Source organism: Pedobacter sp. WC2501, assembly GCF_052682415.1.
Map to the genome: position 1 here is coordinate 3,473,111 of NZ_JBQZFI010000001.1, position 21,206 is coordinate 3,494,316.

General features: G+C 38.5%; 10 protein-coding genes. All 10 read left to right on the forward strand.

Translation table 11 applies throughout. The features are described from left to right. The first annotated feature begins 714 nt into the window (after window positions 1-714). Window positions 715-1,617, forward strand: coding sequence for an AraC family transcriptional regulator (locus ACUN24_RS14745; RefSeq protein ID WP_445563177.1), 903 nt, complete (start codon window positions 715-717; stop codon window positions 1,615-1,617). Between the two features lie 85 nt (window positions 1,618-1,702). Next, complete coding sequence (locus ACUN24_RS14750) at window positions 1,703-3,481, forward strand: DUF885 family protein (protein WP_445563178.1); 1,779 nt, start codon at window positions 1,703-1,705, stop codon at window positions 3,479-3,481. A gap of 40 nt (window positions 3,482-3,521) precedes the next feature. After that, window positions 3,522-4,970: an APC family permease gene (locus ACUN24_RS14755; RefSeq protein WP_445563179.1), complete on the forward strand. Its 1,449-nt coding sequence runs from the start codon at window positions 3,522-3,524 to the stop codon at window positions 4,968-4,970. A 77-nt stretch (window positions 4,971-5,047) separates the two neighbouring features. After that, window positions 5,048-7,342: a DPP IV N-terminal domain-containing protein gene (locus tag ACUN24_RS14760; RefSeq protein WP_445563180.1), complete on the forward strand. Its 2,295-nt coding sequence runs from the start codon at window positions 5,048-5,050 to the stop codon at window positions 7,340-7,342. Between the two features lie 114 nt (window positions 7,343-7,456). Then, the gene (locus ACUN24_RS14765) at window positions 7,457-7,948 is read left to right on the forward strand and encodes a DUF6265 family protein (protein WP_445563181.1); all 492 of its coding nucleotides are present in this window, start codon (window positions 7,457-7,459) and stop codon (window positions 7,946-7,948) included. 28 nt (window positions 7,949-7,976) lie between these two features. Then, the gene (locus ACUN24_RS14770) at window positions 7,977-8,762 is read left to right on the forward strand and encodes an NIPSNAP family protein (RefSeq protein ID WP_445563182.1); all 786 of its coding nucleotides are present in this window, start codon (window positions 7,977-7,979) and stop codon (window positions 8,760-8,762) included. Window positions 8,763-10,358: 1,596 nt separating this feature from the next. Then, entirely contained in the window at window positions 10,359-14,486 is a 4,128-nt protein-coding gene (locus ACUN24_RS14775) for a hybrid sensor histidine kinase/response regulator transcription factor (protein ID WP_445563183.1), read from the forward strand. Window positions 14,487-14,711: 225 nt separating this feature from the next. Continuing rightward, the gene (locus tag ACUN24_RS14780) at window positions 14,712-17,894 is read left to right on the forward strand and encodes a SusC/RagA family TonB-linked outer membrane protein (protein WP_445563184.1); all 3,183 of its coding nucleotides are present in this window, start codon (window positions 14,712-14,714) and stop codon (window positions 17,892-17,894) included. Between the two features lie 5 nt (window positions 17,895-17,899). Then, a complete protein-coding gene (locus ACUN24_RS14785; protein ID WP_445563185.1) occupies window positions 17,900-19,609 on the forward strand; it encodes a RagB/SusD family nutrient uptake outer membrane protein in 1,710 nt (569 codons plus the stop codon). Window positions 19,610-19,623: 14 nt separating this feature from the next. Beyond that, window positions 19,624-21,147, forward strand: a complete 1,524-nt coding sequence (locus ACUN24_RS14790) for a glycoside hydrolase (protein ID WP_445563186.1) — start codon at window positions 19,624-19,626, stop codon at window positions 21,145-21,147. Window positions 21,148-21,206: the final 59 nt, after the last annotated feature.

The window sequence follows — 21,206 nt, forward strand, 5'->3', positions numbered from 1 at the left end:
CTGGATTACAAATCCAGACCAGCATCAGGTATCGTCATCTCGACCGTAGTGGAGAGATCTTTTAAATTTTCAATAACTTGGTACAAAGATATCTCCATTTCGCTATGCTACAGTCGAAAGGAAGACTACTACAGTTAGTCGGGATTTGTAATCCCGTCTCCATTAGATTTTGAATTCTTTACCAGTGGATTGAAAATCCACAGTACTTCGGTCTGGATTAAAAATCCAGACCAGCATCCCAGTATATATCTAAGAGGTCTGTGGCATTTAAAATGGGTCTTTCGACAAGTTCAGGAAGACAAAATCCATTAGCACGGCCGTTATTCTGTTAGTCGGGATTTGTAATCCCGTCCATCATTAGATTTCAATGCTGTACCAGTGGATTGAAAATCCACAATACTTAGGTCCGGATTACAAATCCAGACCAGCATATCAGCTGTATTATTTCAACGTTAACGCTTAAAGTAATTATAAATCACGTGATGTCATTGTGTATTTTGTTAATTCTAGTTTAATTTATTCGTTTTAAATCTTGCATTACAGTAGGTTAACTAAATGTGTAGTGATTTTCGAACTACCGAATTCATCATCAAATCCGTCATATATTATCAAATTATAGCAGGATTTTAACCTTATTTAGGTTTTATTGGTTTATTTGAGTTAATATTCATACATTCAGTTCATAATCAACAACCAAACCTCACTAACTGAATCATGAAAGTATTACCATTTACCATGCTTGTTCCCGATGACAAGAGTGTGATATCGGAACATATTGAATTGCCTTTTTTTTACCAATACCTGCACCGCCACGATGAATGGCAGATCACGTATATCGAAAAAGGAGAGGGGACGTTAATTGCGGGCAATGATATGCATGCCTTCCGATCGGGCGATATTTTTGTAATTGGGGCAAAACTTCCACACTTATTTAAAAGTAACCCCGAATATTTCTCTGCTGATAGCAATAAAACAATCAAAGCATGTTCCATTTACTTTAATCCGAACGGTATTTTAGCGGCTTTGTTTAATCTTCCCGAAATGAAGATGGCAAGTAGTTTTTTAGCTAAAAACAAACATGGTTTTAAGGTTCCTGCTAATGCTACCAAAAACATGATCACCAAAATGTTGAATGTTCATGAGGCATCAGGAGTTGATGTATTGTTTAACTTTCTGAAATTGGTTAACAGTTTTCAGGATTTAAATGAAGATGTAGAATCCTTATGCTCAGATATGTATTCTTCTAACGTAACAGAAAATGAAGGTATGCGTTTGAGTAAAATCATTAACTTCATTACCGAAAACTACAATAATCAAATTTCATTAGAAGATGTAGCCAATGCTGCGTTTATGACACCACAGGCATTTTGCAGGTATTTTAAGAAACATACCGGTCATACTTTCGTGTCATTTTTAAATGAAGTAAGAATAAACGATGCCTGTAAAAGTCTAATATCAGGAGAAAAAGCCGATTGCATCTCAGGCGTGGCTTATAAGGCTGGCTTTAATAGTATTACCAATTTTAACAGGGTATTTAAAAGTATTATTGGTCAATCGCCAAGAGCATATATCGATACTTATAATAATGTAAGCAGGGTGAGCTATATAGGCGCTTAAGCAAAAAAAAACATTCTTTAAATTAAATAAGCTAACCATTTTTCAAGTGGAGGCAAATGCTATTTGCCTGTTTTAACCAAACCAAATGCAAAACAAATTAAACTTTTTTGCCATTTTTTTAATGGTTAGTCTGTTATCAGGCACTGTTGTACTGGCGCAAACATCAAATGAAAGCTTGTACGAACAAACCAGCGAAATGGGTACGTTGATCGTAGGTTACCAAAGAGACGTTGATGCCATTAATGATTTCTACTATCCTTATTCCGCAGGTGGCACTTATTCTTATCCGATGACTACTTTTAAAAGTCCGGAGCAAAGAAAACGTCTGCAAGACATCAATAATGATTACTTAAACAAGTTAAAATCTGCCAAATTTGAAGCCTTTAGTACTTACGGTAAAGTAGATTATATCCTTCTTAAAAAACAGATCGAATCTTCTGTCTGGCTCTTAGGTAAAGAGGAGGCAGACTATAGTGTTCTATCGAAGTATTTTACCTTTGCCGATGCGATTTATGCACTCGAAAAATTAAGAAGAAGGGGCACTTATAAAGAAGGTGCTTTGCTGGCTGCCGAGATAGATGAAATTTCGAAGCAGATTGATGCCCTGAGTCTAAATTTTAAGAAAGGAATATTAACACCCGATCAGCTTAAAATGGCGACGGCGATAACCTCGAGTTTAAAACACCGCTTAAAGGGCTTTTACCAATTCTACATGGATTATGAGCCTGGTTTTACCTGGTGGGTACCTAAACCTTACGAAAAGTTAGACCTGGCCTTAACCAATTACGCTAAACTTTTTAACGATAATGGTGATGCTGCTCCTTCCGTAAAATCAAATAAACCAGAAATTAAAGGAAATCCTATTGGAAGGGAAGAACTGATCAGGCAGCTAAATGCAGAGCTTATTCCTTACACGCCAGAAGAACTGATCAAGCTTGCGGAAAAAGAGTTTAAGTTTTGCGACGAAGAGCTTTTGAAAGCATCAGCGGCTATGGGCTTCGGAAATGACTGGAAAAAAGCGCAGGAGAAAATCAAGAACAGCTATGTGCCTTTAGGTAAACAGCCAGAGTTGATTGTAAAACTACAGGATGATGCCTTAAGTTTTATAAAGGCCAACGATCTGATCACTATTCCGGCATTGGCAGAAGAAACCTGGGGGATGGTCATGATGTCGGCCGAACGCCAGTTAGTGAATCCATTTTTTACCGGTGGACGCGAAATCAGTATTTCTTATCCAACAAATTCGATGGAGGAAGACGATAAGTTAATGAGTATGCGTGGGAATAATCCTTATTTTTCGAGAGGAACGGTACAGCACGAACTCTTACCAGGCCATCATTACCAGTATTTTATGAATAACCGTTATAAAAGCTATCGGGATCCTTTTAAAACACCTTTCAGCGTAGAAGGCTGGCCGTTATATTGGGAGCTTTTGCTTTACGATAAAGGTTTTGCCAAAACGCCTGAAGAAAAAATGGGGATGCTTTTCTGGCGAATGCACCGTTGCGCCAGGATTCTTTTTTCGCTGAACTTTCACCTCGGTAAATGGACACCTCAGCAGTGTGTTGATTTCTTAGTAGACCGTGTAGGGCACGAACGTGCCAATGCAGAAGGCGAAGTACGCAGATCTTTCAAAGGCGATTATAGTCCTTTATACCAGGTAGCTTACCTTACCGGTGGTCTTCAGCTTTTTGCACTGAAAAAAGAACTGGTCGATAGTGGCAAAATGAGCTTTAAGGATTTCCATGATGCAGTGATTAAAGAAAACTTGATTCCTGTGGAATTGATCAGGGCTACCTTAACCAATCAGCCTTTAACACGCGATTTTAAAACCTCGTGGCATTTTTACGATCAGCTTAAATAAATAAACTCAACCAACCTTAGAACCACCAAGCAAAGAACACATGATTGAAAAAGAAACCACACAATTTAAACCCTCTCTTAAACTGATGGATGCAACTATGCTTGTAGCCGGAAGTATGATTGGCTCAGGTATTTTTATTGTAAGTGCAGATATTACCCGAAATGTAGGCAGCTCTGGCTGGCTGTTAGTAGTTTGGCTAATTACAGGCTTCATGACGCTTACTGCTGCATTAAGTTATGGCGAATTAAGTGCCATGTTTCCAAAAGCAGGCGGACAGTATATTTATTTAAAGGAAGCATACAATCCGCTGATTAGTTTTTTATATGGCTGGAGTTTTTTTACGGTAATTCAAACCGCTACTATTGCTGCAGTAGGCGTGGCATTTGCCAAGTTTACCGCTTATCTCATACCTGCATTAAGTGAAGATTTAGTCGCCATCGATTTAGGCTTCTTTACCATATCACCAGCACAACTGCTGGCCATTGGGGTAATTATATTACTCACTTATATCAACAGTAGGGGGGTAAATGGCGGTAAAGTAATCCAGACAACCTTTACAGTGGCCAAATTGTTAAGCTTGTTTGGCTTGATTGTTTTTGGACTTTTCTTTTTAGATAAAGGAATCTGGAAAACCAATTGGGAAAATATGTGGGTTTTGGGTCCCTTATCTGCCGATGGAAATATTGGTTCTTATACCACTTTGGCTGCCTTCGGAGCCATTGCTGCCGCAATGGTAGGTTCGATATTCAGTAGCGATTCCTGGCACAATGTTACCTTTATTGCCGGCGAAATTAAAAATCCTGCACGCAATATTGGTTTGAGTTTAGCCCTGGGAACGATTATGGTAACGGTGCTCTACATCCTTACCAATGTGATGTATACCGGTGTACTTTCATTACACGATATTGCCTACGCTGATAAAGACCGGGTGGCAGTTTCTGCTGCCAACCATATTTTCGGTACAGCAGGTACCATCATTATTGCACTAATGATTATGGTTTCAACCTTCGGTTGCAATAACGGTTTAATTATGGCTGGTGCCAGGGTGTATTACTCAATGGCCAAAGACGGGCTATTCTTTAAAAAAGTGGGTACACTGAACAAAAATGCAGTTCCTGGATTTGGACTCTGGATCCAGAGTATTTTTGCTTGTTTATGGTGTATTAGCGGGAAATATGGCGATCTGTTGGATATGATCTCATTTGTGGTGGTAATGTTTTACATGCTCACCATTTTCGGAATTTTTATCCTCCGTAAAAAACGACCTGATGCCGAAAGACCTTACAAGGCCTTTGGTTACCCTGTATTGCCAATTATTTATATGGTAATGGGCCTGGCCTTTTGCATATTGCTGATTATGTTTAAACCCAAATTTACCTGGCCCGGATTAATCATCACATTAATCGGTATCCCGGTTTATTACCTCATTAAAGGAAATATAGTCCGCCAGGATTTGAAATCAAAAGATCCGGTTGATGAGAATGGTTAAAATATTAATGTTATTTATCAAAATCTAAAAGAAACCTGCAAAACTGCAGTATTATATTTACCCGCAAAAAATCTGTAATGATCATTTACGCAACCGCTAAAAAATCAATAGTTTTCATCTTATTAAGCTTTGTTTCCGCTCAACTGCTGGCACAGCAAGCCAGGTTGCAGCCTTATGCCCCTAATGCTGCTGAAGTGGCAGATGCTTATCAACTATCCTTGAAAATGGATAGCACTTTACGTAATATTCCAACCAACAATGATATTATTCCTTTCTGGAAAAAGGATGGAACTGCATTTTGGTATAAAAAGAATCTTCCTGATAGAACATGGGAATATTATTATGTTGATGCTGCAACAGGTAAACGCCAGGCCGCATTTGATCATCATAAACTTGCGCAGAATATCGAAAAGGTTACCGGTAAAAAACAGAACCCACTAAAAATTCAGCTTGCTGAGTTATATTTCGCCGATCAGGGTAATACGGCAAAACTAAAAATACAGGATAAATGGTATGAATTAAACTTAGGCGATTACAGTTTAGCGGACACTAAAGACACTATAATTTATCGTTACAATGCCAAAAGACCTCTGCAACAAAGGAAATCGCGCTGGCAAGGAAATCGCCAATCCAAAAAATCTCCGGATGGCAAAAGTGAAATCCTGATTCGCGGTGGCAACCTTTTTGTAATTGATTTAGCAACAAAGGTGGAAACTCAGCTGAGTACCGACGGTAATGCCGATAAACCTTACGGCGAATTTGCATGGTCTCCTGATGGGAAAAATATTGTTGCTTACAAAATCGATCCCAAAGAAATTAAAAAAGTATATTATGTGTTAAGTTCTGTTCTAGGTACTACACGCGGCGAATTAAAATCGAGAGAATATGCACAACCTGGTGATGACTTTACGGCTTATCAGCCCTATGTTTTTAATGTAGCGAAAAAAACTGCCATTAAAGTTGATGCTGATCCGATCGATTTCTTTGGTGCACCGGAACTACATTGGCGGGGAAATAGCAGCAGGTATTATACTTATGAGAAAGTAGACCGGGGGCATCAGCGTTTCAGGGTAATTGAAGTGGAGGTTTTAACAGGGAAAACCAAAAATATCATCGACGAGAAAACCAAAACCTTCATTTATGAAAATCGCATTTATACCAGATACTTACCTAAAACAAACGAAATATTGTGGACGAGTGAGCAAGATGGCTGGCAACACCTTTATCTGGTAAATGCCTTAACCGGAAGGCAGCAGTTAATTACAAAAGGAAATTATGTAGTTCGTGATATTGATAGTGTAGATATCGTAAAACGCCAGGTGTGGTTCAGGGCAAATGGAATGCATGCTGACGAAGATCCTTATTTTATCCATTACTACCGGATCGGGTTTGATGGAAAAGGTCTGGTAAACCTCACACCAGAAAAAGGTAATCATAACCTCAGCTTTTCTCCTGATCGTAAATATTATATCGATACCTACTCACAAGTAAATGTACCACCGGTTAGCGAATTAAGGTTAACGGCAAGCACCAAAAAATTAAACGAAATAGAACATGGAAAAACAGATGCCTATTTGGCTACAGGCGTTAAATTGCCTGATGTGTTTGTAGCCAAAGGAAGAGATGGCAAAACCGATATTTGGGGCATTGTTTGCCTTCCTTCAAAAATGGATTCGAATAAAACTTATCCTGTAATCGAAAATATTTATGCAGGTCCCCATGATAGCTTTGTGCCTAAAAGTTTCTTGCCAGCCAGTGAAATGCAGAGTATTGCCGAATTGGGTTTTATTGTAGTACAGATTGATGGAATGGGTACGGCCAACCGGTCTAAAGCTTTTCATGATGTATGTTGGAAAAACATAGCCGATTCCGGATTTCCTGACAGAATATTGTGGATGAAAGCCATGGCGGTTAAATATCCAAATGCTGATATTTCACGGGTAGGGATTTATGGCACTTCGGCGGGTGGGCAAAGCTCAACAGGTGCACTGTTATCTCATCCTGAGTTTTATAAGGCTGCAGTTTCTGCCTGTGGTTGTCATGATAACCGCATCGATAAACAATGGTGGAACGAACAATGGATGGGCTATCCCGTAGGACCACATTATGGAGAACAATCAAACATTACAAATGCAGGTAAATTACAGGGAAATCTATTTCTAATTGTTGGCGAAGCAGATGAAAATGTACCGCCAGAATCGACCTATCGACTTGCCGATGCATTGATCAAAGCAAATAAAAATTTCGATATTTTAAGCATTCCAGGCATGGGACACAGTGATGGGGGAGTTTACGGACGCAGACGTAAACGCGACTTCTTTGTGAAGCATTTACTAAATGCCGAACCTCCAAATCCAAATATTTCAAAGTAAGATGCTTCATTGGTCATTGGTAACTGTAAACTGTTTATTGCAAACCGGAAATTGGTCGCTGACTCATTCTATAATTGGATATAATTAGTTATTTTAGCTGTAATAAATTACGCTATGAAAAATAACTTTTTGATTTTGGCTTTCTTATTCTTTTCTATTTCGGCTTTTGCGCAAATAAAAAAGGCTGCCGTAAAAGATTTGGCATTTATGTCTGGAACCTGGGTACAGAAAAGTGAATGGGGCGATTTGGAAGAGTTTTGGAGCCAGCCAAACGGCGAAAGCATGATGAGCAGCTTTAGGTGTGTTAAAGATGGGAAAGCTTTATTTTACGAATTTGTTGTGATTGAACTTGAAGAAGGTTTGCCTGTGATGAAGATGCGGCATTTTAACCGCGGAAGCATTGCCTGGGAAGAAAAAGAAAAACCACTGTTTTTTCCGCTGGTAACCTTAAAGGGAAAACTTGCTGTTTTTGAAATGAAAGATCAATCGGTGAGGTTAAGCTATCAATTGATTACTGAAAATAAATTAAGCGTTGTGCTGGAAGAAAAGGATAAAAATGGTCAGCCTAAAAAAGATATTTTCAGTTTTACCCGAAAACTTTATTAATTTTCCATTCCAAATCAGTCAATCTAAAATGTCACCAAAAATTAAAATATCCAGTCTGTTTTTAATAGTGCTATTATTTAGCGCATTTGCCGCTAATGCATCGATAGATTTCTATCAGATTAAAATTTACCACTTAAAAACCGATGCGCAAGAAAAAACTGTGGATGAATATTTGCAAAAAGCATATTTGCCCGCTTTACACCGCTGTGGCATAGCTAAAGTTGGTGTGTTTAAACCAATTGTGAGTGATCAGACTGTCGTTACAGAAAAACTGATTTATGTATTTATTCCTTTAAAATCATTTAATGGAATTTTAGAATTGGATAAAAAGCTGGCAAAAGACAAACAATATGCCGCTGATGGTGAGATCTATCTGGACGCAGTCTACACGGAAGCACCTTTTGAGCGGTTAGAATCTATTGTATTAAAAGCCTTTGAAGACGCACCTCATTTTATGCTGCCTAATTTAAAATCGCCGATGAAAGAACGGGTGTACGAATTAAGAAGCTATGAGGCACCAACGGAGAAATATTTTCAGAATAAAGTTGAAATGTTTAATAAAGGCGACGAAATCGGTTTATTCAAAAGATTAAATTTTAATGCCGTATTTTATGGAGAAGTAATCGCCGGGAGTCGTATGCCTAACCTGATGTATTTAACCACTTTCGAAAATAAAACAGATAGAGATGCGCATTGGAAAGCATTCTCAGCAGATGAATATTGGAAGAAACTATCGGCAATGCCAGAGTATCAACACAATGTTTCTAAAAATGATACTAAATTTGTTTACCCAACAGACTATTCAGATTTTTAATAAAGGTAAAAGACTAAAGCGGAAAGCAAAAAGGTAAACTAAATTCCGTGCAAATCTGTGTTTCCGTGGCAAAAAAACTAAGCAGAAAGATCCTGAAACAAGTTCAGCAGGACGATTGCGGGAGCTGAGCGATAAAAATCTTAATTTTCTTAATTGCTTAATGGTAGTAAAGGATAAAGGTTAAAGACTAAAGCGGAAAGCAAAAAGGGAAACTAAATTCCGTGCAAATCTGTGTTTCCGTGGCAAAAAAAAACTAACCAGATAGATCCTGAAACAAGTTCAGGAGGACGATCGAGGGATGACGATTGCGGGATTTGAGCTATGAAAATCTTTTTGTATTTAATTGCTTGATGGCCAATGTCATTAAGTTAAGCGCTGTGGTTGTCAGTTTGAGCGTAGTCGAAGACTTCTTGAGATTGATAAATCGCAAATGCCCTTCGACTACGCTACCATTGACAGACTCCAAAAAAAAGGTCGTCATTGCGAGGCACGAAGCAATCTTAAAGCGCACGCTGTTAGCGATCGTTGTAAGATTGCTTCGTCGGCTGAAAAAGCCTTCTCGCAATGACGATTCCTCGCCGGAACATAGCTATAGACCCCTCTGTCATTCATATTGATTTTTATAAAATAAATTATCCCTCAGGGTGACATTTTTTAAGATTTATCCCCCAACTCAATGTTAAAAAAGTCAAAAGCAGAAAGCCAAACTAAATTCTGTGCAATTCTGTGTTTCCGTGGCAAAAAAACTAACCAAATAGATCCTGAAACAAGTTCAGGAGGACGATCGAGGATGACGATTGCGGGAGCTGAGCTATGAAAGCAAAAAGGGAAACTAAATTCCGTGCAAATCTGTGCTTTCTTGGCAAGAGAACTAACCAAAAAGATCCTGAAACAAGTTCAGGAGGACGATCGAGGGATGACGATTGCGGGATTTGAGCTATGAAAATCTTTTTGTATTTAATTGCTTGATGGCCAATGTCATTAAGTTAAGCGCCGTGGTTGTCAGTCTGAGCGTAGTCGAAGACTTCTTGAGATTGATAAATCGCAAATGCCCTTCGACTACGTTACCATTGACAGACTCCAAAAAAAAGGTCGTCATTGCGAGGCACGAAGCAATCTTAAAGCGCACGCTGTTAGCGATCGTTGTAAGATTGTTTCGTCGGCTGAAAAAGCCTTCTCGCAATGACGATTCCTCGCCGGAACATAGCTATAGAACCCTCTGTCATTCATATTGGTTTTTATAAAATAAATTATCCCTCAGGGTGACATTTTTTAAGATCTATCCCCCAACTCAATGTTAAAAAAGTCAAAAGCAGAAAGTCAAACTAAATTCCGTGCAATTCTGTGTTTCCGTGGCAAAAAAAACTAACCAAATAGATCCTGAAACAAGTTCAGGATGAAGATCGCAGGAGCTGAGCGATAAAAATCTTAATTTTCTTAATTGCTTAATGTGGTAGTAAAGGATAAAGCTTAAAGACTTTTCAGATAAATAGAACTACAGATTGACAGCTTTTTGTGTAACAATAATTTAGCAAATTGTATCTTTACATCCGCTAAAAGATTTTTTTTCAGCTGTTCTGTCGGTTTGCCCTTCTAATGATGAGATTTATTAAAGCATTTGTTTTTATAATGCAATTCTGGTTGTTTTTTAACAGCGTTAATGCGCAGGTAGTAGATCAAACTGCTATCCCGGAACATTATGTGCTTAAAACCTATGGCATTAACGATGGCCTCCCATCTAAAAATACCACCGTTGCTTTAAAAGATAAAAGAGGTTTTGTATGGATAGGTACAGAAAATGGGCTCTGTAAGTTTGATGGTTATTCTTTTAAAGTTTATGTAAATATTGCTGGTGATAGCACCTCTTTAACCAACAATTATATTAATGCTATAGTAGAAGACAGCAATGGTTTTTTTTGGGTGGGGACTATGAATGGTTTAAACAGGTTTGATCCGGTTACCGAAAAATTTGAACGTTTTTATCATAAAGAAAACGATAGGACTTCGCTAAGCAATAATAAAGTCTGGTCTTTACTGATCGATAAAACGAATAAATTATGGGTTGGTACCGATGACGGATTTAACCTTTATAACAAAAATTCAAAAACTTTTAAGGTTTATCAACCCGATGCAAAAAATCAGTATGCTATAAAAGGAAAATCGGTTAACGCTATTGCAGAAGATGCAGCTGGTAATTTATGGTTGGGCAACTGGAGTGCCGGACTGAATAAATTCGATCAAAAAACAAAGCGGTTTACCAATTACATGCAAAAGGAAATCGCGAACCAAAAAAATCCAAACGACATCTGGACCCTCTGCCTTGATCATGATGGCATGATATGGATTGGATGTTATTGGAAAGGCGACCTGTTCCGCTTTGATCCGAAAAGTGAAAAGTTTACTGCCTATCCAGGTGTGGGAACAGGTAATTCTTCCATATTTAATGTTTTAAGTTTAGGTGCCGAAAAATTACTGGTAGGTGGCAGCGCCGGAATATTCTGGGTAAATACAAAACTAAATAAATGGGAAAAAATAGACAAGCTCGAATTTTTTGCCAACGGCGGTTTATATCGTGATAAAAGCGGAATGATATGGCTCTGTGGTAAAAACGGCCTTACTAAAATTGATTTTAACCAATATAAATTTAATTTCATTTCACTTCCTTTCGGACAGGCAGAAATCAGATCGATAATTAGTGATCGTGGCAATTTTTGGCTGGGTACCAGCAAGGGCCTTTATAAATACAATCCAAATAACCGCGCTATTACCAAATTTTTGCACACCGGTAACCCAAACAGTTTATCCAGTAATGATATTATTAACCTATCTGTTGATTTAAAAGGTCAGTTATGGGTAATGAGCGAGAATGGATTTGACCGGTATAGCGAAAAGGAGAATAATTTTGTACATCACCACCATCGTTCTGCACTTGGAAGTTTTTTTAACGAAGATGTTTTTAGAGATCTGATAGAGGTAAATGATGGCGAATATTATTTAGCTACAGATGCAGGCTTAAAAATCTATAACGATAAAATTAAAGCTTATACGCATTACTATAACGATCCTAAAAATTTGGGCTCTCTGAGTAATAACCATTTATACTGCCTTCTAAAAGATGCGCAGGGAAATATCTGGATAGGCACATACGGGAGTGGCCTCAGCCGATTTAACCCTAAAACAAAAAAGTTCAGCAATTACATGATCAATAATTCAAAAACGGGAGGCATTAGCAATAACATTGTAAATAGCCTGTATCTGGATTCGCACCAAAATGTATGGATATGCACCCGCGATGGATTGAATAAATATGTTGCTAAAACAAATACTTTCGAGATCTATTCAAAACAAAACGGTTTTGCCACTAATGTTTTTACCGACCTGGTAGAAGATAATAATGGCAGGCTGTGGGTAACTACTGAGCAAGGTATTTCACTTTTCGATCCGGTAAACAAAACGGTTAAAAATTACGATGAGAAGGATGGTGTTTATGCCAATGCTGCCATCTGTAAAAATGCAAAAGGAGAAATTTTCCTGGCAGGTAGTAAAGGCATCGTTTATTTTAATCCACAACAACTTAAGTACAATAAAGCAGCTCCTGCAGTTTACTTTTCTGATTTTTCGGTTTTTAATAAACTGATTCTCCCCGGCAAAGATTCTCCTTTAAAATTGCCTGTTTATATGACGAAAAGTGTCACACTACCTTACGATCAGAGTGTACTTTCTTTTGGCTTTGTGGCCTTGAACTATACCCTTTCAGAAAAAAATCAATATGCTTATTTTCTCGAAGGTTTTGATAAAAAATGGAATTATAGCGGCAGCGAACATAAAGTTACCTATACCAACTTAAATCCTGGTAAATATACTTTAAGAGTAAGGGCATCAAACAATGATGGTGTTTGGAATAGGAGAGGAAATTCGATCCAGATCATCATTACGCCGCCCTGGTACCGTACCTGGTGGGCTTTTTGTTTTTATGGTTTGGCTTTCTTTGGTGTTGTGTATGCCTATCTTAAATATCGTGAGCACCAGTCTAACTTAAAATTTCAGATTAAACTGGCCCACGTAGAAAGCGAAAAAGAAAAGGAACTAAGTGAAAAGAAACTATCCTTTTTTACCAATGTATCGCACGAGTTCCGTACACCGCTTACCTTAATTATCAATCCGGTTAAGGAGCTTTTATATAAGAATGATAATAATGTCGATACTACTGATTTAAATATTGTGTACAGGAATGCCAAACGACTTTTAAGTTTGGTAGACCAGCTGTTATTGTTTAGAAAAGCAGATACTTATGGCGAAAAGTTAAAAGTGGCACCGATAAATCTGGTGAGTTTGTGCAAAGAAGTATTCCTTTGCTTTATACACCAGGCCCGGTCAAAAAATGTAATACTCGAATTTAGCGGTACCGATGAGGTGATTGCTTTTTATGCCGATAGGGAAAAAATTGAAATTGTGTTCTTTAATCTCCTTTCTAATGCGATAAAATTTACACCAGAAGGGGGTAAGGTTAGGATGATTGTAGATAACAGCAAGGAAAATGTAATCATTAGCATTGAAGACTCAGGCTGCGGTATCACTGATGTGGCAGGAGAAAAATTGTACGAGAAATTTTATCAGGATCCCGGTAACAAATCAGCTAAAGGTGGTTTTGGCATTGGTTTATACCTCGCTAAAAATTTTATTGAAATGCATGGCGGCACCATAAACTACACCAGTATAGAAAATAAGGGTACTACCTTTAATATTGCTTTATTAAGAGGAATGAGTCATTTTAAAGATGCCATCATATTGCAGGAAGAATTAGTCGATACCGACTCTTCATTATTTAAAGAATTGATAGAAGATGAGATCAGTGCTAACAAGGTTGTAGAAGCTGCTGAAGAACCAATAGTGGATAACCAGCTGGCCATCGAGTTAAAAAGCATGCTTATTATTGATGATAATATTGAAATAAGAGAATACCTTAAACAGGTTTTTAGAATGGATTATCATCTTTACGAAGCCAGTAACGGAGAAAAAGGCTATGAGATGACGAAAGAGCTATTACCCGATATTGTGATCTGCGATGTAATGATGGATGGTATAACTGGTATAGAACTATGCAGTAAAATAAAAGAAGATGTTTCTATCTCTCATATTCCGATTATTTTACTTACTGCCATTTCTGCTCCGGAGGTTAAGCTTAAAGGAATAGAAGGTGGCGCCGACGATTATATCAGTAAACCTTTTGATAAGGATTTTTTAAAAGCGAGGGTAGCCAGTATATTAAAGAGTAAAAATGCCCTGCAGAAGTACTTTTATAACGAAATTACACTCAACTCGAACAATACCAAAATCTCTGCAGAATACAAAGAGTTTTTAGATAACTGTATCCGTATTGTAGAAGAACACCTTACCGATCCTGATTTTAATATCGATATCCTGTCGGCCGTCCTGGGCATGTCGAGATCTAATTTATACCGTAAAATAAAATCCATTTCGGGTCAGTCGGCCAATGGGTTTATCCGTTTCATCAGGTTAAGAAAAGCGGCCGAAATCTTTATCAATACAGATAAAACCATTCAGGAAACTTCTTACATGGTGGGTATAAACGACCCGAAATATTTTAGAGAGCAGTTTTCCAAACTCTTTAACATGAATCCATCACAGTATATTAAAAAATTCAGGAAGCCGTTTTCCAATCATATCCAATTAAATTCAACTGGCAAAAAAGGTAAATCATAAATTGATTTATTTGCCCGTTTTTCTGTAATATGCCTCAAAACCTCATTTAGGCTATTTTTCGGTCTGTTTACCCCTCTAATTTGGATTGTTTGCACCCTATAGGAGTGGTTTGTTGGCGCTAATTTAGCCTTTTATAAAGCAGCTATAATCGCGATTCCGATAGAGGGTTCTGTTGGGTAGGTTATAAAATTGATCTGCTAACCAAATATTAACTTGCAAACAAATATGAGAAGAAAAGTTCTGAAAGGATTTTTGCCAAAATTCTTTACAATTAAAACACTGGCATTTCTATTTATCGTATCCATCAGTTTACCGGCAATGGCATCTTTAGTTTCTGTTAAAACAGGGATAAAGAACAAGCTTAGAGAAATTGTGGTAACAGGTACAGTAACAAGCGAAACCGGAGCTACATTTCCGGGGGTAGCGGTTAAAATTAAGGGAACCGAAAAAGCGGTTCAGACCGATGCAAAAGGTAAATTTAGTATCACAGTTGCCGCCTCTACAGACGTACTTGTTTTTTCTTATGTAGGCTACACCAGTCAGGAGCAAACAGTTGGCGATAGAACAACCATTAATGTTCAGCTTGGTTCCGATACCAAAACACTAAACGAGTTAGTAGTGGTTGGTTACGGAACACAAAAGAAAGCAACACTTACGGGGTCAATATCGCAGGTAAAGGGAAGTGAATTAATGAAAAGCCCACAACCAAACCTGTCAAACTCTTTGGCGGGCCGTTTTTCGGGGGTAATCGTAAATAACCGCAGTGGCGAACCTGGTGTTGATGGTTCTACCATTACAGTAAGGGGGCTTGCTACTACCGGGAGCAATAATGTATTAATTGTTGTAGACGGAATTCCGGGTCAAATTGGTGGACTTGAGCGTTTAGATCCAAACGATATTGAAAGTGTATCGGTGCTAAAAGATGCCTCTGCAGCTATTTACGGTAACAGAGCAGCCAATGGCGTAATTTTAGTGACTACGAAAAAAGGAAAAACCGGTAAACCAACTATAAATTATAGTTTTAACCAGGGGTTTAGCTCGCCAACAAGGCTGCCTAAAATGGCAGATGCCGCAACTTATGCACAGATTATGAACGAAATTAGTTTCGATTCCAATCCTGCAGGCGGTCTTAATCAATCTTACACAGCAGATCAGATCGAAAAATTTCGTAATGGTTCCGATCCGTTATTATACCCAAATACCAATTGGCTAGATCAAACTTTAGAAAAAACAGCCTTACAGAGCCAGCATAGCCTTTCGGTTAATGGCGGTAGTGAAGATGTAAAATATTACATGTCCTTAGGAACTGTTTCTCAGGATGGGTTGTACAAAAATGGAACAACTAAATACAATCAATACAATTTCCGTACGAATATAGATGCCAATGTTTCTAAATACCTTAAAGTTGGCTTATCGGTATCAGGCAGACAGGAAAATCGTTTGTTCCCTCAGGTTGCAGCCGGCGATATTTTTAGATCCATTTATAGGGCAAAACCTATTGTAGCTGCTTATTATCCAAATGGTTTGCCTACAACAGGTATAGAAAATGCCAACCCTGCGGTGCAGGTTACTGATATCGGTGGAACCAATAAAAACCCTACACAGGTTTTAAATGGTATTTTAAGAGCTACTTTTATTATTCCTGGCGTAGAAGGTCTTTCTGTTGATGGTTTCTTTTCTGCTGATAAATCTAATGTATTTACCAAAAGTTTCAACAAGCCATATTTGCTGTATCAATATGATTCTAACTCTAAAACCTATAACAGTGTAATTACAGGTGGTAATAATCAAAAAGCTACATTAATAGAAAAACACCAAAACGAATCGTTACTTACTTCAAACATCAAATTAAATTACGTACGTCGTTTTAACCTGCACGATATCAATGCTTTTGTAGGTTACGAACAGAGCGAAAACCATTTAGAATATTTCGATGCACAACGTTTTAATTTCTTATCTACCAATCTGCCCGAACTTTCACAGGGAGGTGCGGCGGCTACCGATTATCTGAACTCTGGCTATAGCTCAAACTATAACCGTAAAAGTGTAATCAGTCGTTTGGCTTACAGTTATGATGATAAATATCTCTTTGAAGGACAGTTACGTATCGATGGATCGTCTATATTTCCGGAGGGTAACCGATTTGGCTATTTTCCTTCTGCATCTGCAGGATGGGTGATGTCAAAAGAAAAATGGTTCAGTGATAATGTTAAATTTGTTGATAATTTAAAAATCAGGGCTTCATACGGAGCACTCGGTAACGATAACGTAAAAGGGTTCCAGTATTTTGATAACTATGTACTGGTTGGGAATGGATTTGTAGCCCAAAGTCCGGGAGCCGCATCATCAAGCATACAACAAGGCGTAAACCTGGTAAAGCTTGCCAACCCAAACATCACCTGGGAAGTGGCAAAAAAGCTTGATATTGGGATTAATGCCACTGTGTTTAAAAACTTTAGCATTGAGGCCATTTATTTCCAGCAAAAAAGATCTGATATCTTAACCACACGTAATGCTTCATTGCCAGGTTCTTCAGGTATTGTAAATCCATTTGATGATAAGAGCGTGAACTATACGCCGTTAGTGCCTTCAGAGAATATTGGAAAGGTGAACAGTAATGGTTTCGAAGCAACGGTTGGTTATAACCATAATGGCGAGAATCTGAAATGGAATATTTCTGGAAATATAACCTATGCAAAAAGCAAAGTAATTTTTATTGATGAAGCCAGTGGTACGCCAGATAATCAACGAAAAACGGGCAGACCATTAAATGTTGATCTACTTTACAATAGTATTGGCATATTTAGAACACAACAAGAGTTAGATGCTTATCCTCATGTTAGTGGTGCTAAAGTGGGCGATCTTAAATATCTTGATTCTAACAATGATGGCAAAATAACTGCCGATGATCAAACCAGAACCCCATATAGCAATACCCCTCAAATTACCTATGGTTTAAATTTTGGAGCATCGTACAAAAATTTCGATTTATCATTTGTTGTATCAGGTCAGGGACAAGTTAGTCAATACGTTTTACCGGAAGCAGGAAGCGTTGGTAACTTTTACAGCAGCTGGGCCGATAACAGGTTTAGTGCCGCAAATCCTAATGGAACTTATCCAAGGGTAACCGACCGTTCTTCTAATGCCATCAGTGGCGGGCAGTTCAATAATACTTTTTGGTTAAATGATGCCTCATTTTTAAGGCTTAAAAATGTAGAACTTGCCTATAACATTAAAGCTAGTTTCTTAGATCGGATCAATGTATCTGGATTAAGGCTTTATGCCAGTGCCTTTAACTTGTTCACCATTTCTAAAGTAAAAGATTACGATCCTGAAGGAAACAGCGGTAGCGGGCAGTTTTATCCACAACAAAGGATCATTAATATCGGGGCTAACATTAAATTTTAAACACCATGAAAACCAAATCAATATATAAAATATCATTCTTATGCCTGTTTCTGATTGCAATAGGCGTTGCAGGCTGTAAAAAAGACATTTTAAATGTAGAACCAACCGATATTCTTTCGCCTTCTACAATAGAAACTGATACAACCGCATTAGAGGCTTATATAACCAACCGGTACCTTGGTACACGCTTGCAGGATAAAGAAGCTGATGGGTCTGCCCCGGGTTTTGGCAGAGGCTTTGAGTATAGCATGTGGAGTTCTTTTACTGATGAATCTGTTTACAATAATGACGATGCTACCTGGTTAATCCAAAGAGGACAGCTGGAACCTGAAAATTTAGGAAGTGCGGGTGTATATTGGGGCAGGAGTTATCGGGGCATCAGAGAGTGTAATTACGCACTAGGTGTGCTGTCTAAAATTGCAATAAGCCCATCACATAAGAAGAATTTAATTGCAGAACTAAAATTTATAAGGGCCTTCCGTTATCATGATTTAATCAGAAACTATGGCGGCATCGTTTTGATGGGAGATAAGATAACCGAACTCTCCGATAATCTGCAGGATCCGGCATTGTTTCAACGCGCCTCGATTAAAGAGTCTATAGATTATGTAGCAGCACAACTAGACCAGGCTGCAGCAGATTTACCATTAGATAATAGTAGCAACTGGCTAACGGGTAGGGCAACGAAAGGCGCGGCGCTGGCGCTTAAATCACGTCTGCTCTTGTATGCGGCAAGTCCATTGTACAATGCAGGTACCTGGCAGGCAGCCGTTACGGCTGCGCAGGCGGTTATTTCTTTAAATAAATATGGAATATATACCGGTGGATACGCAAAATTGTTTTTAACTGACCAAAGCAATGAAGTTATTTTTGCAAGGTTGTTTACCAAAAATGCCAACCATACCCATTTAGAAATTGCAAACGGACCAAACGGTTATGGTGGTTGGGGTGGAAATTTGCCGATGCAGAACCTGGTAGATGATTATGAAATGGCCAACGGGAAACCCATTAGCGACCCTACTTCTGGTTACGACATTAATGAACCTTACAAAGGCCGTGATCCGCGTTTTGCAGCAACCATTTTATACAATGGAGCAGCTTATCGCGAGCGTAATATAGAAACTTTTATTCCTGGTGGAAAAGACAGTAAAGATGGAAATGATAATTGGAATACCAGCAAAACCGGTTATTACCTTAAAAAATATATGAATGATGCCTATCCATTGCAAAACCCCTGGGGTAACGCAGGTTTTCAGCCATGGATCTATTTTAGATATGCAGAAATTTTGCTTAACTATGCTGAAGCGGCTAACGAAGCTTACGGACCTGACGCTGTTCCTGCCGGATCGACAATGTCGGCCAGACAAGCCATCAATATGGTAAGGGCAAGGCCAGATGTTAATATGCCTGAATTGGCTGTTGGACTTACGCAATCACAAATGCAAGATGCGGTACGTTACGAGCGCAGGGTAGAGCTTGCTTTTGAGGAACATCGCTTTTATGATGTAAGAAGATGGAAAATTGCCGATGTAACTGAAAACAAACCTGCTGGTGGAATGATTATTACCAAAACAGCTAGTGGATTTACTTATACACCTAAGGTTGCATTAGATGGGCGTAAGTTTGAAACCAAACACTATTGGTTACCTATACCCAGAGCCGAAATTTTAGCTTCAGGTGGTAAATTGCAGCAAAACCCTGGTTATAATAAATAGAAATTAAGTTTTGCATGGTAAAGTCATATCAACATCTTAACCGTTTTTTTATCTGTCTGGCCTTATTTTTCTGTGGTAGAACAACGCTTGCACAAGAAACTGTTCTAAAAATAGAAATTGATCCTGCCCACACCTTTCAGGTCATAGAAGGCTTTGGTGCTTCTGATGCCTGGAGTTGTCAGTTTGCCGGATTATGGCCTGCTGAGAAAAAGGATAAGATGGCTGATTTGCTTTTTAGTACTCAAACCACAAAAGAGGGGCAACCCCTTGGTATTGGGCTTAACATGTGGCGTTTCAGTATTGGTGGTGGTAGTGCCGCCCAAGGTAAGGCAAGCGATATTGGCGACGAATGGCGTCGTCAATACGCTTTTTTGCAGCCAGACCGTACTTATAATTGGAACGCGATGCCAGGACAAGTCTGGTTCTTAAAGGCAGCCAAAACCCGGGGAGTGAAACAGTTTATCGGATTTGTAAACAGTCCGCATGTACTGTTTACCAAAAACGGGAAAGCCTATTCTACAGATGGCCATTGCAATCTGAATTTTGATAAACTTCCGGATTTTGCCGCCGATCTTGTTACTACCATCAAAGGAATAAAAAAAACAACCGGGATAGAACTGAATTACCTGAGCCCTGCAAATGAGCCGCAGTGGAAATGGAATGAACACAAACAGGAAGGCTGTCCTTATAACAATAACGAACTTGCTCAACTTTACAGGGGTGTTAATGAAGCCTTTGTTAAAAATCAGGTCAAAACCAAAATACAAATAGGAGAGGCTGGCCAACTTGATTATTTATATAATAATGGCAACAGTGTAAAAGGAAACCAGGTATATCAGTTCTTTAATCCTTCATCACCCAATTATGTCGGCAACCTAGCGGGCATAGATCAATCTATTTCTGGCCATAGCTATTTTACAACAAGTCCGGAGCAAAAGTTTATTACTGTTCGAAAAAAAATACGAGCGGCAGTAGCGCAAATAAAAGGTTTAAGGTATTGGATGTCTGAATATTGCATTTTAGGCGATAGTTTAATGAAAGGAGAAAAACGTGACCTGGGTATGGCGCCTGCATTATTTATCGCCCGGTTGATCCATCACGACCTGGCTTTGTCTAACGCTACCTCATGGCAGTGGTGGCTGGGCATATCAGCCAGCGATTATAAGGATGGTTTGGTTTACATCGACAAAAATAAAACAGATGGACAGGTTTATGATAGTAAAATGTTGTGGGCTTTGGGTAATTATAGTCGTTTTGTTAGTCCTGGTAGTAAGCGCCTTCAGGTTAAAACACTCGGGGCAAATGTACCTCAGGTTGATGTATCATCTTATATGCAAAATAACAAGCTCGTAACAGTAGTGGTTAACCCTACAGAAAACGATCTTGATCTGGATATTGAGGTAAAGGGAAATAAACAAAATTCTGTACAAACCTATGTTACCTCAGCCAAATACAACTTATCACCCTATAAACAATACCAGGATACCAAACATGTTCGTATTCCCGCTAAATCTGTTACCACTGTACTCAGTAATTAACCTGATTGATTTGAAATTATAACGCATCTCATTTTTTAATCCCATCCTATTTGGTTGAG

Excerpts from the sequence above, each read along its gene's own strand:
- ACUN24_RS14745 (WP_445563177.1), top strand. The coding sequence starts at position 715 with ATGAAAGTATTACCATTTACCATGCTTGTTCCCGATGACAAGAGTGTG.
- ACUN24_RS14750 (WP_445563178.1), top strand. The coding sequence starts at position 1,703 with ATGCAAAACAAATTAAACTTTTTTGCCATTTTTTTAATGGTTAGTCTG.
- ACUN24_RS14755 (WP_445563179.1), top strand. The coding sequence starts at position 3,522 with ATGATTGAAAAAGAAACCACACAATTTAAACCCTCTCTTAAACTGATG.
- ACUN24_RS14760 (WP_445563180.1), top strand. The coding sequence starts at position 5,048 with ATGATCATTTACGCAACCGCTAAAAAATCAATAGTTTTCATCTTATTA.
- ACUN24_RS14765 (WP_445563181.1), top strand. The coding sequence starts at position 7,457 with ATGAAAAATAACTTTTTGATTTTGGCTTTCTTATTCTTTTCTATTTCG.
- ACUN24_RS14770 (WP_445563182.1), top strand. The coding sequence starts at position 7,977 with ATGTCACCAAAAATTAAAATATCCAGTCTGTTTTTAATAGTGCTATTA.
- ACUN24_RS14775 (WP_445563183.1), top strand. The coding sequence starts at position 10,359 with ATGATGAGATTTATTAAAGCATTTGTTTTTATAATGCAATTCTGGTTG.
- ACUN24_RS14780 (WP_445563184.1), top strand. The coding sequence starts at position 14,712 with ATGAGAAGAAAAGTTCTGAAAGGATTTTTGCCAAAATTCTTTACAATT.
- ACUN24_RS14785 (WP_445563185.1), top strand. The coding sequence starts at position 17,900 with ATGAAAACCAAATCAATATATAAAATATCATTCTTATGCCTGTTTCTG.
- ACUN24_RS14790 (WP_445563186.1), top strand. The coding sequence starts at position 19,624 with ATGGTAAAGTCATATCAACATCTTAACCGTTTTTTTATCTGTCTGGCC.